This is a genomic window from Klebsiella sp. C283 (assembly GCF_048822555.1).
Lineage (GTDB): Bacteria > Pseudomonadota > Gammaproteobacteria > Enterobacterales > Enterobacteriaceae > Klebsiella > Klebsiella quasipneumoniae.
This window is the reverse complement of the sequence record NZ_JBMEZS010000002.1, coordinates 1-12,511: the sequence shown is the minus strand read 5'-3', so window position 1 is coordinate 12,511 and position 12,511 is coordinate 1. Positions and strand designations below refer to the sequence as shown.

At 59.6% G+C, this 12,511-nt stretch carries 13 protein-coding genes; 9 read left to right on the top strand and 4 right to left on the bottom strand.

Annotated features, from left to right (window positions below; translation table 11 throughout):
- Nucleotides 1–198: 198 nt before the first annotated feature.
- From mdcA to mdcH, 8 genes are all read left to right on the top strand, one after another.
- Nucleotides 199–1,854, top strand: coding sequence for a malonate decarboxylase subunit alpha (gene mdcA / locus ACOI7Z_RS03040; RefSeq protein WP_087849189.1), 1,656 nt, complete (start codon nt 199–201; stop codon nt 1,852–1,854).
- Nucleotides 1,854–2,696 carry a triphosphoribosyl-dephospho-CoA synthase gene (locus tag ACOI7Z_RS03035; RefSeq protein ID WP_065882299.1) on the top strand — a complete coding sequence of 281 codons (843 nt, stop codon included), beginning with the start codon at nt 1,854–1,856 and terminating at the stop codon, nt 2,694–2,696. The genes mdcA and ACOI7Z_RS03035 overlap by 1 nt, the downstream gene beginning before the upstream one ends.
- Nucleotides 2,697–2,713: 17 nt before the next feature.
- On the top strand, nt 2,714–3,013 hold the full coding sequence (mdcC, locus tag ACOI7Z_RS03030) for a malonate decarboxylase acyl carrier protein (RefSeq protein ID WP_023289535.1): 300 nt from the start codon (nt 2,714–2,716) through the stop codon (nt 3,011–3,013).
- A complete protein-coding gene (locus ACOI7Z_RS03025; protein ID WP_023289534.1) occupies nt 3,006–3,839 on the top strand; it encodes a biotin-independent malonate decarboxylase subunit beta in 834 nt (277 codons plus the stop codon). The genes mdcC and ACOI7Z_RS03025 overlap by 8 nt, the downstream gene beginning before the upstream one ends.
- The gene (gene mdcE, locus ACOI7Z_RS03020; RefSeq protein WP_087849188.1) at nt 3,839–4,639 is read left to right on the top strand and encodes a biotin-independent malonate decarboxylase subunit gamma; all 801 of its coding nucleotides are present in this window, start codon (nt 3,839–3,841) and stop codon (nt 4,637–4,639) included. Before ACOI7Z_RS03025 ends, mdcE begins: the two co-directional genes overlap by 1 nt.
- A gap of 136 nt (nt 4,640–4,775) precedes the next feature.
- Nucleotides 4,776–5,735: an AEC family transporter gene (locus ACOI7Z_RS03015; RefSeq protein ID WP_044522774.1), complete on the top strand. Its 960-nt coding sequence runs from the start codon at nt 4,776–4,778 to the stop codon at nt 5,733–5,735.
- 3 nt (nt 5,736–5,738) lie between these two features.
- Nucleotides 5,739–6,356 (top strand): malonate decarboxylase holo-ACP synthase, encoded by a 618-nt coding sequence (locus tag ACOI7Z_RS03010; protein WP_087849187.1) that lies wholly within the window; start codon nt 5,739–5,741, stop codon nt 6,354–6,356.
- Nucleotides 6,356–7,258 (top strand): malonate decarboxylase subunit epsilon, encoded by a 903-nt coding sequence (gene mdcH, locus ACOI7Z_RS03005; RefSeq protein ID WP_087849186.1) that lies wholly within the window; start codon nt 6,356–6,358, stop codon nt 7,256–7,258. The genes ACOI7Z_RS03010 and mdcH overlap by 1 nt, the downstream gene beginning before the upstream one ends.
- Here the strand turns inward: mdcH and ACOI7Z_RS03000 are convergent.
- The 4 genes from ACOI7Z_RS03000 to ACOI7Z_RS02985 form a co-directional block, all read right to left on the bottom strand.
- Complete coding sequence (locus ACOI7Z_RS03000; protein WP_023289529.1) at nt 7,248–8,174, bottom strand: LysR substrate-binding domain-containing protein; 927 nt, start codon at nt 8,172–8,174, stop codon at nt 7,248–7,250. The two genes, mdcH and ACOI7Z_RS03000, sit on opposite strands and share 11 nt — an antisense overlap.
- 157 nt (nt 8,175–8,331) lie before the next feature.
- A complete protein-coding gene (gene mqo, locus ACOI7Z_RS02995; protein WP_236947715.1) occupies nt 8,332–9,942 on the bottom strand; it encodes a malate dehydrogenase (quinone) in 1,611 nt (536 codons plus the stop codon).
- 307 nt (nt 9,943–10,249) lie between these two features.
- Nucleotides 10,250–11,170, bottom strand: a complete 921-nt coding sequence (locus tag ACOI7Z_RS02990) for an N-acetylmuramic acid 6-phosphate etherase (protein WP_023289527.1) — start codon at nt 11,168–11,170, stop codon at nt 10,250–10,252.
- Nucleotides 11,171–11,369: 199 nt separating this feature from the next.
- The gene (locus ACOI7Z_RS02985) at nt 11,370–11,561 is read right to left on the bottom strand and encodes a hypothetical protein (RefSeq protein WP_205837369.1); all 192 of its coding nucleotides are present in this window, start codon (nt 11,559–11,561) and stop codon (nt 11,370–11,372) included.
- Between the two features lie 120 nt (nt 11,562–11,681).
- Here ACOI7Z_RS02985 and ACOI7Z_RS02980 point away from each other — a divergent pair.
- A partial coding sequence (locus tag ACOI7Z_RS02980) for a DUF2971 domain-containing protein (protein ID WP_420701958.1) occupies nt 11,682–12,511 on the top strand: 830 nt, incomplete at its 3' end.

Below are 12,511 nucleotides of genomic sequence, written 5' to 3'. Positions count from 1 at the left end.
CGGCCCCCCCTCTCCCTGACACCTGTGGTAGACCACTACGCCTTTCGTATTATTGATCCTCATCACAAAGGGCCAATCACAATTGTTACTCTCAGGCTAACGATTGGCCGCCGTGCTTAATTGATGCTCCGCGCCTCGCATCGCACACTAACCTCCACCAGGACAAACAAAACGATTTGTCGAATCAGGAGGTTAATAATGAATGCCGAACAAACGACGGGGCGGGTCTGGAACCGTCGCCGGACGGAAAAGCAGCGGCGGCTGGCCGAGGCCAACATCCCCGGCAAAGTCATCCCCACTGACCAGCTGGTCAGCGTACTGGAAAACCTGCTCGCCCCCGGCGACCGGGTGGTGCTGGAAGGCAACAACCAGAAGCAGGCCGATTTCCTCTCCCGCATGCTGGCGGAAGTCAATCCGCAGAAAATCCACGATCTGCATATGATCATGCCGAGCGTCGGGCGCAGCGAGCATCTGGACCTGTTTGAAAAAGGTATCGCCCGCAAACTCGATTTCTCCTTCTCCGGTACCCAAAGCCTGCGCATTTCGCAGCTGCTGGAAGATGGCCTGCTGGAAATCGGCGCCATTCATACCTATATCGAACTCTACTCCCGCCTGTACGTCGATCTGTCGCCCAACGTCGCGCTGATCGCCGGCTACAAAGCCGACCGTAAAGGTAACCTGTATACCGGGCCGAGTACCGAAGATACCCCGGCACTGGTGGAAGCCGCCGCCTTCCACGACGGTATTGTTATCGCCCAGGTTAACGAACTGGTGGACGACGAGTGCGATCTGCCCCGCGTCGATATTCCCGGCTCGTGGATTGATTACGTGGTGGTCGCCGACAAGCCGTTCTTTATTGAACCGCTGTTCACCCGCGACCCGCGCCTGATTAAGCAAGAACACATTCTGATGGCGATGATGGCGATCAAGGGCATCTACGCCGAGCATCAGGTGCAGTCCCTCAACCACGGGATCGGCTTCAACACCGCCGCCATCGAACTGCTGCTGCCGACTTACGGCGAACAGCTCGGTCTGAAAGGCAAAATCTGTAAACACTGGACCCTGAACCCGCATCCGACGCTGATCCCGGCGATCGAGAGCGGCTGGGTGGAGAGCGTGCACTGCTTCGGCGGCGAGCTGGGGATGGAAGAGTACATCCGCGCCCGTCCGGATATCTTCTTTACCGGCCCGGACGGCTCCATGCGCTCCAACCGCGCCTTCTGCCAGCTGGCGGGGCAATACGCGGTGGATATGTTTATCGGTTCGACCCTGCAGGTTGATGGTCTGGCTAACTCCTCGACCGTTACCCGCGGCCGCCTTTCCGGCTTCGGCGGCGCGCCGAACATGGGCCACGATCCGCACGGCCGCCGTCATGCCACCCCTGCCTGGCTCAATATGATCACCGAGCCGGACCCCATGCAGCGCGGTAAAAAACTGGTAGTGCAGATGGTCGAAACCTTTCAGGCCGGGGTGAAGCCGACCTTTGTTGAGACTCTCGACGCGGTCGACGTCGCCAAAACATCCGGCATGCCGCTGGCGCCGGTGATGATTTACGGCGATGACGTCACCCACGTGCTGACCGAAGAGGGTATCGCCTACCTGTATCGTGCGGAAAGCCTGGAAGAGCGCCGGGCGATGGTCGCTGCCGTGGCCGGGATCACCGACATTGGCCTCGGAGTGGGCGCGAAACGCGTGGCTGCCCTGCGTCAGAGCGGCAAAGTGGTCTACCCGGAAGATCTCGGCATTCGCCGCAGCGAGGCCACCCGTTCGCTGCTGGCCGCCGGCAGCGTCGCCGACCTGGTGGAATGGTCCGACGGACTGTACAACCCACCGGCAAAATTCCGGAGCTGGTAATGAAAATTCTCTCCCCCCTGCACGCAGAAAGCCGCGTCAGCTGGCTGGCGGATACCGCCAGCGCCTGTCTGATTGACGAAGCCCGTCTGAGCCCGAAACCGGGTCTGGTCGACAGCCGCGGCAGCGGCGCGCATCAGGACCTCACGCTGGCGCTGATGGAACGCTCCGCCCGCAGCCTGCAGCCGACCTTCCACGCGCTGGCCCAGCAAAGCTGGCGCCGCCCGGCGGATATCGCGCTGCGCGAAACCGTCGGCCGCCTCGGCCGGGAAGGCGAAGCGCAGATGATGCAGGCCACCGGCGGGGTCAACACCCACCGCGGCGCCATCTGGGCGCTGGGGCTGCTGGTCAGCGCGGTAGCGATGTTGGGGGGAGCGGGTCATTCACAGGCGATCGCCGACACCGCCGCCGCCCTCGCCCGCCTGCCCGACGGCCTGGCGCCGAAAAGCTTCAGTAAAGGGCTACGCGCCAGCCGCCGCTGGCAGGTGCCGGGCGCGCGCGAAGAGGCGCAGCGCGGTTTCCCGCATATCACCACCCTGGCGCTGCCGCAGTTACAGCAAAGCCGCGCCCGGGGCGCCAGCGAGCCGCAGGCGCAACTTGACGCGCTGATGGCCATCATGACCTCGCTGAGCGATACCTGCGTGCTGTCGCGCGCCGGCTTGACCGGCCTGCAGACCATGCAGCAGGGCGCCCGCGCGGTGCTGGCGGCCGGCGGGTGCGCCAGCGTCGCCGGACGCGCCGCCCTGGCGCGGCTTGACGCGCAGATGCTGGCGCACAACGCCTCGCCGGGCGGCGCCGCCGATCTCCTTGCCGCCACCCTGTTTCTCGACCGGGTTGCCGGCTAACGCATTCAGAGGATGTTATGGAACAGATTACATTGTCATTTCCTGCCAGCCGCGCCCTCCGCGGCCGAGCGCTGGCAGGGGTTGTAGGTTCAGGCGATATGGAAGTGCTCTATACCGCCGCCGGGAGCGATACGCTCAGCGTGCAAATTACCACCTCGGTGGATAACAGCCAGGCGCGCTGGCAGGCGCTGTTCGACCGGCTGAGCCTGATTAACGGCCTGCCCGCCGGGCAGTTGGTTATTCACGACTTCGGCGCCACGCCGGGCGTCGCCCGTATTCGTATTGAACAAGTCTTTGAGGAGGCCGCTCATGCGTAACGATCGCAGCTTTATCGAACTGCGCGCTCGCGAACGCGCCCACGCACTGCTGGACGACGGCAGCTACCGTGAACTGCTGGATCCGTTTGACGGCATTATGTCGCCGTGGCTCGGGGCGCAGGGCATTGTCCCGCAGTCCGACGACGGTATGGTGGTCGCCAAAGGCGCTATCAACGGCCAGCCGGCGGTGGTGATTGCCATCGAAGGCACCTTCCAGGGCGGCAGTATGGGCGAAGTCTCCGGCGCCAAAATGGCCGCCGCGCTGGAGCTGGCGGCGGAGGATAACCGCAATGGTATCCCGACGCAGGCGGTCCTGTGCCTGGAAACCGGCGGCGTACGGCTACAGGAGGCCAACCTTGGCCTGGCCGCCATCGCCGATATTCACGCCGCGATTGTCGATCTGCGCCGCTACACCCCGGTAGTCGGCATCATCGCTGGCACCGTCGGCTGCTTCGGCGGCATGTCCATCGCCGCCGCGCTGTGCAGCTATCTCATCGTCACCCGAGAAGCCCGTCTCGGCCTCAACGGCCCGCAGGTTATCGAGCAGGAAGCCGGCATTGAAGAGTACGACTCGCGTAACCGGCCGTTTATCTGGAGCATGACCGGCGGCGAAATTCGCGCCGCCAGCGGCCTGGTCGACGCGCTGGTTAACGATGGCGTCAAGGCCGTCAAAACCGCGATGAACGAAGCGATCGCCAAAGGCGTACCGGCGCAGCACCGCAGCGACAATTATGACGACTATCTGCGCCGTTTGAGCCAGTTCGACACCCGCCAGCAGGCGGATACCGCGCAGATTAAACAGCTTTTTGCCCGGGAGGAAAAATAATGAGTCAGTTCCCAAACCGCGCCGCGCTGTGGCTGAACAAACTGGCGCCCGAGGCGCCGCTGATGAGCGGCCTGTGCCCTTCCGTTCAGGCAGCAGACGGCCAGCTTAATGGCGAAAAGGTGCGTTTTATCGCCGTAGTGCCTGACGCCAACAACCACTACCCGCGCGCCGCCGGAGGCGAAGTCGGTCTGCTGGAAGGCTGGACGCTGGCGAAAGTGGTCAACGAAACCCTCGACGCCGATGCCGATAAAACGGTAAAGCGCCCGATTATCGCGGTTATCGATGTCCCCAGCCAGGCCTATGGCCGTCGCGAAGAAGCCTTTGGTATTCACCAGGCGCTGGCCGGAGCGGCAGGCGCCTACGCCAAAGCCCGTCTGGCCGGCCATCCGGTGATTGGCCTGATCGTCGGCAAAGCGATGTCCGGGGCGTTTCTGGCCCACGGCTACCAGGCCAACCGTCTGATCGCCTTTAACGACAGCGGCGTACTGGTCCACGCGATGGGTAAAGCGTCGGCCGCGCGCATTACCCTGCGCAGCGTGGAGGCGCTGGAGAAACTGGCGGCGACCATCCCGCCGATGGCCTATGACGTCAGCAACTACGCCACGCTCGGCCTGCTCTCCGCTCTGCTTGACATCAGCCATCCGGACGCCCCTGACGACCACGATCTGGCGCTGGTCAGCCACACCCTGCGCGACGCCATCGCTGACGCGCGCCAGGATCCCTCGCTGAAGTGCCGCCTGGGTGCGGAAAACCGCCGCAGCTCGCAGCGGGTCCGCGACCTGATGCGCGCCAGCTGGTAACACGTTCGTACGTAAGTAGTAGAAGAAAACCTGCCGGAAGCCGTCCCCCGGAGCGCGTCATAACCGCGCCGGGTAGGGACGGCTTTTAGAAAAAATAACAATCGCGCCAGTACTCTATTTTATTTACAGGTGATTTATGACTTATGTGATTATTCATGCTCTTGCCCCGATTTTCGTCATTATGCTGCTGGGCTTCTGGGCCGGTAAGGCCGGGATGGTAGATAACAAAAATGTCTCCCTGCTCAATATCTTTGTAATGGACTTTGCCTTACCCGCTACGCTGTTCAGCGCCACGGTGCAAACTCCGTGGGCCGGTATCGTCGCCCAGTCGCCGTTGGTGCTGGTGCTCACTGGCGCGATGTGGATCACCTACGCCGGGATTTACTTCCTCGCCACCAGCGTCTTCAAACGCACCCCGCAGGATGCCGCGGTGCTGACCCTCACCGTCGCCCTGCCGAACTATGCCGCGCTGGGCCTGCCGATCCTCGGCAGCGTGCTCGGCGAAGGCGCATCGACTTCGCTGTCGGTGGCGGTCTCTATCGCCTGCGGTTCGGTACTGATGACCCCCTTCTGCCTGCTGATTCTGGAACGTGAAAAAGCCCGCGCCGCGGGGGAAACCACCGGTTCTACGCTGGCGATGCTGCCGGTGCTGATGTGGCGTTCGGTGAAAAAGCCGATCGTCTGGGGCCCGCTGCTCGGGGTGGTGCTTTCCGCTATCGGCATTAAAATGCCGGACCTGCTGCTGGCCGCCATCAAACCGCTGGGCCTGGCCGCCACCGCCGCGGCGCTGTTCCTCACCGGGGTGATCCTCTCGGCGCGTAAACTGCAGCTCAATGCGCTGATCGCCACCTCCACCATCGTGAAACTGCTGGTGCAGCCATTTATCGCCTGGGGTCTGGTGATGCTGCTGGGTCTGCACGGCGCCATCGCCATCACCGCGATCCTGATGATTGCCCTGGCCGCCGGCTTCTTCGGCGTGGTCTTCGGCAACCGCTTCGGCGTGCAGTCCCCGGATGCTGAAGCCGTGCTGCTGTTGAGCTCGGTTCTGTGTATCCTGTCGCTACCGCTATTTATCTCTTTGACTTCAGGACTGTAAACCATGTCATCAACACCGCGTCCCCACGATTTAGTGTGGTTAAACCACGCCAGCGCCCTGGAAGATGTTGTCGAGCCGTGGGTGGCGCAGCAGTGGCGAGCCGCGCTGCCGGTGGTGGTGAGGCGCGATGTTGACGGCCAGGCCCGCATCCCGGTTGGGGTGCGGGGCATGAAGCGCGAACAGCGCGCCGCCGGCTGGGTACAGGCGCACAATATCGTGCGCAGCGTCACCCCGGAGATGCTGGTGGAGCGCGAGCGCCTGCTGGGCTCCCCTTTTGTTTCGCAGCCGCCGGTCCAGGCGGCCATCGCCCTGACGCTGGGCGACTGGCCCTGGCGCTGGGGCGCCACCGGCAGCACCGGCTACGCGCTGGCGACCGAAATCCCGGTACTCCATGCGGCAAGCGATCTGGATCTACTGATCCGCGCCCCGCAGCCGCTGGCCCGCGAGGCGCTGCTGGATTGGCAGTCCCGGGTGGCCCTGCTCCCGTGCCGCGCCGATACCCAGGTCGAAACGCCATACGGCGCCTTCGCCCTCAATGAGTGGCTACGCGATGGGCGAGCGCTGCTGAAAACGTCCCGCGGCGCGCGCTTAACCGCTGCGCCGTGGCGCAGGGAGGAATGATGAAGATTTTGTTTACTTTTCCCGGACAGGGTGCCCAGCGTCCCGGCATGCTGGCGGCTATCCCCGACCGCGAAGCGATCCTCAGCCAGGCGCGCGCCGTGCTGGGGAATGAAGTCGAGGCCCTCGATAGCGCCGGATCGCTAAAACATACCCGTGCGGTCCAGCTCTGCCTGCTGATCGCCGGGGTAGCCTGGGCGCGCGAGCTACAGCGCCAGGGCGTCAATCCGCAGATTGTCAGCGGCCTGTCCATCGGCGCCTTTCCCGCAGCGGTGATTGCCGGCGCGCTCGATTTCGCCAGCGCGCTGCGCCTGGTGGCCCTGCGCGGCGATCTTATGGAGCAGGCCTATCCCGAAGGTTACGGGCTGACGGCGATCATGGGCCTGACCCGCCCGCGGGTTGAGGAGCTGATGCAGGGTCACGAGGTCTATCTTGCCAACCTGAACGCCGAAACGCAGATCGTGATCGCCGGACGCGATGAAGCCATGGCCGAGGTGGCGCAGCTGGCGCTGCAGGCGGGCGCCAGTAAGGCGCAGCGGCTGGCGGTCAGCGTCCCGTCGCACTGCGCGCTGCTGGATAAACCCGCCGCCGCGCTGGCAACAGCCTTTGCCGACGTGACCTTAACGCGCCCGCAGTGCGCCTATTTAAGCGGCTCGACGGCGCGCGTGCTGTGGGATCCGCAGCGGATCGCCGACGATCTGGCGATGAACATGGCGCGCACCGTCCACTGGCAGGAGGCGATGATCGCCGCCGATGAGCGCGACGCGCGCTTAGCCATTGAGATGCCCCCCGGCGGGGTATTGACCTGCCTGACCCGCCAGGCGGGCTGGCGCGGAGAGACCCTTTCGCTGGAACGCAGCGGCGTGGATGTCGCCCGCCATCTGGCGCAGCGGCTTAGCGATTAAGGCTCCGGGCGTACATTCTCCCTTCCGCCGCCAGCGCCAGCAGGTCGGCATCGCGTTCGCGATGGTGTGAATAGACAATCGAGATCAGCTGGCGCATCTGGTACGGTTCCGCCAGCTTTAACAGCTGTACATCTTTTTCATAGACTTTTTTCATCCGCCCCGGCAGCAGCGCAAACCCGACGCCCGCCTGCACCAGGCTAATCATCGAAAAGATGTCATTCACCCGGGTGACGATCGTCGGCTCGAAGCCAGCGATATGAAACGCTTCCCGGAACCCGGCATAGGTGGCGAACCCCTCCGCCAGCGAGACGAATTTCCGGTCGGCATAATCGCGCAGGTCAGCAAGCTGTGTGCTATCCAGCTGCGCCGTCGCCGGGGCGGCGAGAAAGATATCGTCCTCAAACAGCGGCACCACGTCGAATGCGGTATTGTTGAACTCCCCTTCATTGGTGGCGATCAGGATAGCGTCGAGGGCGTCGTCTTCCAGCATATCCAGCAGCATCTGGTTAGAGCCCATGGTCAGATCCAGCTCCAGCTCCGGGCGACGCAGCTTCATACCCATGATAATGCGCGGGACGGTTTCCAGGGTCAGGGAATAGAGGGTGCCGATGCGCAGCCGACCCTGGCCGACGCCGGCGACTTTGCGCGTCGCCTCAAGGCCGCGGCTCATCAGACTCATCACATCCTGACAATATTCCAGCAGCGTCCACGCCGCCTGCAGCGGCAGCAGATTGCGCCCTTTATGGACAAACAGCGGGCAGCCCACCCCCTCTTCCAGGGTATGCAGCGCGCGGTGAACGCTGACGCTGCTAAGCTTCATCGCTTCGGCGGTTCTGGCGATATTGCCCTTCGCCATAAACATCATAAAGACCGACAGCTTGCGGAAGGTGATCTCCTGGTTGATATCGTCTTGCATAGCCCTTCCACACTCCTGATTTGCTTTTCTTTTTTCAATTCAAATCAGTATATCGTTTATGACGGCAAAGTTGCAGGCAGAGAGCGGCTTAGGCCGGCAAGGAACGCAAAAAAGGGAAGACCGTGGTCTTCCCTTTTGTTCTCTATCGAGTTTGCTTTTACAGCGCCATATCGTGCTGCGGCGAGGCGTCGCGCTGCGGCTCAGCCGGCTTCGCGGTCGCGGTGGGCGCAGCCGCTGGCATCTGGATCACCGGCGGTTTCGTCAGCTGCAGGGTCGCGGCGGTATCATCCCAAACCTGCTGGGTCAGCGCCACGTTACCGTTCAGCTTCTGGCCGTAGCTCGGCACGATCTGGTGGATACGGGTCTGCCACTCCGGCGAGTTAAACTGCGTCGGGAACATCTGCTTGAGCACATTGAGGGTGATCGGCGCAGCGGTGGAAGCCCCTGGCGACGCGCCGAGCAGCGCGGAAATGGTTTTCTGCTGATCGACCACCACTTCGGTGCCCAGTTTCAGCACGCCGCCCTTCTCTGCGTCTTTCTTAATGATCTGCACGCGCTGGCCGGCCTGGATCAGCTTCCAGTCCTCTTTACGCGCGTCCGGGTAGTACTCTTTCAGCGCAGCGAAGCGGTCATCATCGCTGAGCATCACCTGGCTGACGAGATATTTCACCAGGTCGAAGTTATCGAGTCCGACGTGGGTCATCGGCAGCACGTTGTCAGTGGTGGTGGTGCTCAACAGGTCGAAGAAGGAACCGTTTTTCAGGAACTTGGTCGAGAAGGTGGCGAACGGCCCAAACAGCACCACGCGCTTGCCATCCAGGTAGCGGGCGTCAAGGTGCGGTACCGACATCGGCGGCGCGCCGACCGAAGCCTGGCCATACACTTTCTCGAGGTGCTGCGCGGTGACCGCCGGGTTCTCGGTCATCAGGAACGAACCGCCCACCGGGAAGCCAGCATAGTTGTCCGCTTCCGGAATACCGGTTTTCTGCAGCAGCTTCAGCGCGCCGCCGCCGGCGCCGATAAAGACGTATTTCGCGTCAATAGTCTGCGCTTCCCCGCTCTGCACGTTCTTAATGGTCACGTGCCAGGAGTTATCGGCATTGCGTTTGAAATCGGTGACCTCAGAGGAGGTTTGCAGGGTGAAATGGCTGTTTTTCTTCAGGCTGCCGATCAGCTGCCGGGTAATTTCGCCGTAGTTCACGTCGGTACCGACCGGCGTCCAGGTGGCAGCCACTTTTTGCTGCGGATCGCGTCCTTCCATCACCAACGGCGCCCACTGTTTAATTTGCGCGTGATCGGTGGAGAATTTCATTCCCTGGAATAAGGTGGTCTGCTGCAGCGCGTTATAACGCTTTTGCAGATAATCAACATTATCGCCCCAGACGAAACTCATATGCGGCGTGGAATTAATAAAGGAGTGCGGATCGTGCAAAATACCGCGCTTCACCTGTGCCGACCAGAACTGACGGGAGATCATAAACTGTTCGTTAATATCCAGCGCTTTGCTGACGTCAATCGATCCGTCGGCCCGCTCCGGCGTATAGTTCAGCTCCATATTCGCCGAGTGACCGGTACCGGCGTTATTCCAGCCGTTGGAAGATTCCAGGGCCACGCCGTCCAGTTTCTCCACCATCGTCAGGTCCCAGTCCGGCTGCAGCGCTTGCAGCCAGGTGCCAAGCGAGGCGCTCATGATCCCGCCGCCAATCAGCAGGAAGTCAGTTTTTTTAGAGGTATCCGCTTCAGCATGCGTCGCCGCGCTGACGAACATCGCTAATGCGGTAAAGGAAATAATCGTTTTTTTCATTGCAGGCATAATAGAATTATCACGTAGCACACGGTAATTAGAGGCAGCATATTAACGCACTTTTACTTTATTTTAAAATATCATTTACACTCTCGCATTTTTAATCAAACAATTATTTAACTTAAAAAATCAGAGCAGCGAAAAAAATAAGAGCCGCCGTAAAATTATCGCTGAAAATTCAGCGCGATTGCCGGGGAAAATAGAAAAGAGGGGTTTCTTTAGTTAATAAAGTCCAGACGCGCACACCGTTGGTGCGCGCCTGGCGACAGGCTTAATGGGCGGGAGTGACAGCGCTGCGCTGGGCTTCGCGCAGGGCAAGACGCAGATGATCGTGATGTTTGGTCAGCAGCTCCCGCGCGTGCCAGGCGTCCAGCCCGCTGAGCAGCATCAGGATCGCGGTGCGGCAATGGTGGTGGCAGCTGGTCAGCGCGGCTTTTGCTTCGCTGCGCGTGCAGTCGGTGGCCGCCATGACAATCGCCACCTGCCGCTCCGCCCAGTGCGGAGTGTCAGCCTGCAGATCCACCCGCAGGTTGCTGTACACCCGGCCGTCACGGATAGCGAGGCCCGTCGACACCATGTTAAGGATCTGCCGCTGGGCCAGCCGGGCCTTCGGATTGGTCAAGCCCGCTACCGCTTCCGGCCCGGTCTGCGGAGCAATAACAATATCCGCCAGCTGCGCCGCCTCGCTGGCCGCCTGCTGGGTCACCACCGCGATCGGGGCCCCCAGCGACCAGGCGTGGCGCATCGCCCCCCAGACCCACGGGGTCTTGCCGCTAACGGTCAGCGCCAGCAGCATATCGTGGCTGGAAAAGTCCAGCGACTGCAGCTCGAAGGCGCCAAGATCGTAATTATTCGCCGCCGTCTCCCGCTCGGCCATCGCCGCCGTCTGGCCACCGGCAATCAGCCCCACCAGCGCGTGTTTGCCTTCCGGAGAGTAGTCGCTGACCGCCTGGACTGCCGTGCGGCCTGATTCCCCGGCGCCGATAATGACCAGACGCCCTCCCCGGCTCATTGTCGCGGTGGCGATATCAATCAACCGGGCGATATCCGGCAGACAGGCGCCGACCGCCTCCGATATCTGCTTATCATCCTGATGCAGCATCGCCAGCATGTCGGCGGTGGCGAGGCGATCGATGTGGGTGGTATCCGGGTGACGACGTGCCTGCATTGACGCGGTTAGCGAACTGCTCATAACAACCTCCATTTACGACAGAAAAAGCGCATCTCGGCGAAATCAGCGGCCTGATGCATATCCTTATATTCATCAGGACTATTTAACCTCTGTCGCCACTATAAGGGGAATCTTCCGTGCATTACCGCCGTCGGGGTCACAGTTTACCGTCCCGATCGCCCGTTCACGGGCAATTGCCGATTATCTGAGCAATCCTGTATCAGCTCTTATCTTCGCCTTCCGCCTGCATGGCCAGCCAGAAGGATTGCTGACAGAGGTTATAAAATTGTTTGCGCATTGGCTTCACCTCCAGGCCGGCGCTGTCGATAACCAGCCAGTCGATCCAGCACTCCGGGCAGGAGGCGGCATCCTGTTGCGGAAGCTCGAGCTCGTAGCGGTGCTGGATCATCATGCAATGATTTGAAAACAACTAACTGGTTCAAAAGGAATTTTTTTATTAAAATGGCTTCATGCTAATGGGCTGCAATACACGTTGCAATACACACAATCTCAAAGGAGCGATGAACTGAGCATGTACTATTTCAAATACTTCAGAAATGATGCGAACTTTGATAAATCAATACGTTATAACGAACTTTTTTTTGCCGCCAATAGTTCGCTAAATGATCCAATGGACTTATGGTTCAATCCCATTTTTTGGGATGATATAGAGTTATGGAAACAATTTATTGGCCGTTATGACAATGGTTTAGTTTGTTTAATGGACTATATTTCCAAGCCAAAAGACGATGATTTCTATATTTCAATAAATAACCTATTTAAGGGAAAGAGTCTCACTGAAGTAGTCGAGAATGGAATTAAATACAAGCACAATATAATAGATATTATAAAAAGAAATGAACTAGCTACAGGAACGAACGTTACCTCCGCAGCCTCATTATTAATGGATAAATTTACTCAAATAAAGAATGATGCAAATTTCATTTCCGTATCCTTTAGCAGGGACCCTTTTAATTATCTTATGTGGTCTCATTATGCCAATGGTTTTAAAGGATGCATATTAATATATGATTTTGAAGACAATAAAATTAAACTTAAGACACATATTCTCGAAAAGAATGAGTATGATGTTAAGATGATGGATGTAAGATATTCGAGCAGCCCCGAAAAAATAGATCTTTGGAAACTCATCTCCAAAAACATTATCGACAACAGTAATTATTTTTTCACTAAAAATAACCATTGGGAATACGAAAAAGAAAGCCGCCTTGTTTTCCACTCCCCGCGAAAATCCAATGGTGAGATATTTCACCACAACCCTTCACTAGTTAGAGGGGTCATCTTCGGTTCTAGAAGCGATACCTACTTTAAAGAGAGAACAATAAACACATTAAAAGAAAA

Bases quoted from the DNA above. Each gene is read 5' to 3' on its own strand.
- mdcH (WP_087849186.1), top strand. From the start codon at position 6,356: ATGAAGATTTTGTTTACTTTTCCCGGACAGGGTGCCCAGCGTCCCGGC.
- ACOI7Z_RS03000 (WP_023289529.1), bottom strand. From the start codon at position 8,174: ATGCAAGACGATATCAACCAGGAGATCACCTTCCGCAAGCTGTCGGTC.
- mdcC (WP_023289535.1), top strand. From the start codon at position 2,714: ATGGAACAGATTACATTGTCATTTCCTGCCAGCCGCGCCCTCCGCGGC.
- ACOI7Z_RS03035 (WP_065882299.1), top strand. From the start codon at position 1,854: ATGAAAATTCTCTCCCCCCTGCACGCAGAAAGCCGCGTCAGCTGGCTG.
- ACOI7Z_RS02985 (WP_205837369.1), bottom strand. From the start codon at position 11,561: ATGATGATCCAGCACCGCTACGAGCTCGAGCTTCCGCAACAGGATGCC.
- ACOI7Z_RS02990 (WP_023289527.1), bottom strand. From the start codon at position 11,170: ATGAGCAGTTCGCTAACCGCGTCAATGCAGGCACGTCGTCACCCGGAT.
- ACOI7Z_RS03010 (WP_087849187.1), top strand. From the start codon at position 5,739: ATGTCATCAACACCGCGTCCCCACGATTTAGTGTGGTTAAACCACGCC.
- ACOI7Z_RS03025 (WP_023289534.1), top strand. From the start codon at position 3,006: ATGCGTAACGATCGCAGCTTTATCGAACTGCGCGCTCGCGAACGCGCC.
- ACOI7Z_RS03015 (WP_044522774.1), top strand. From the start codon at position 4,776: ATGACTTATGTGATTATTCATGCTCTTGCCCCGATTTTCGTCATTATG.
- mdcE (WP_087849188.1), top strand. From the start codon at position 3,839: ATGAGTCAGTTCCCAAACCGCGCCGCGCTGTGGCTGAACAAACTGGCG.
- mqo (WP_236947715.1), bottom strand. From the start codon at position 9,942: ATGTTCGTCAGCGCGGCGACGCATGCTGAAGCGGATACCTCTAAAAAA.
- mdcA (WP_087849189.1), top strand. From the start codon at position 199: ATGAATGCCGAACAAACGACGGGGCGGGTCTGGAACCGTCGCCGGACG.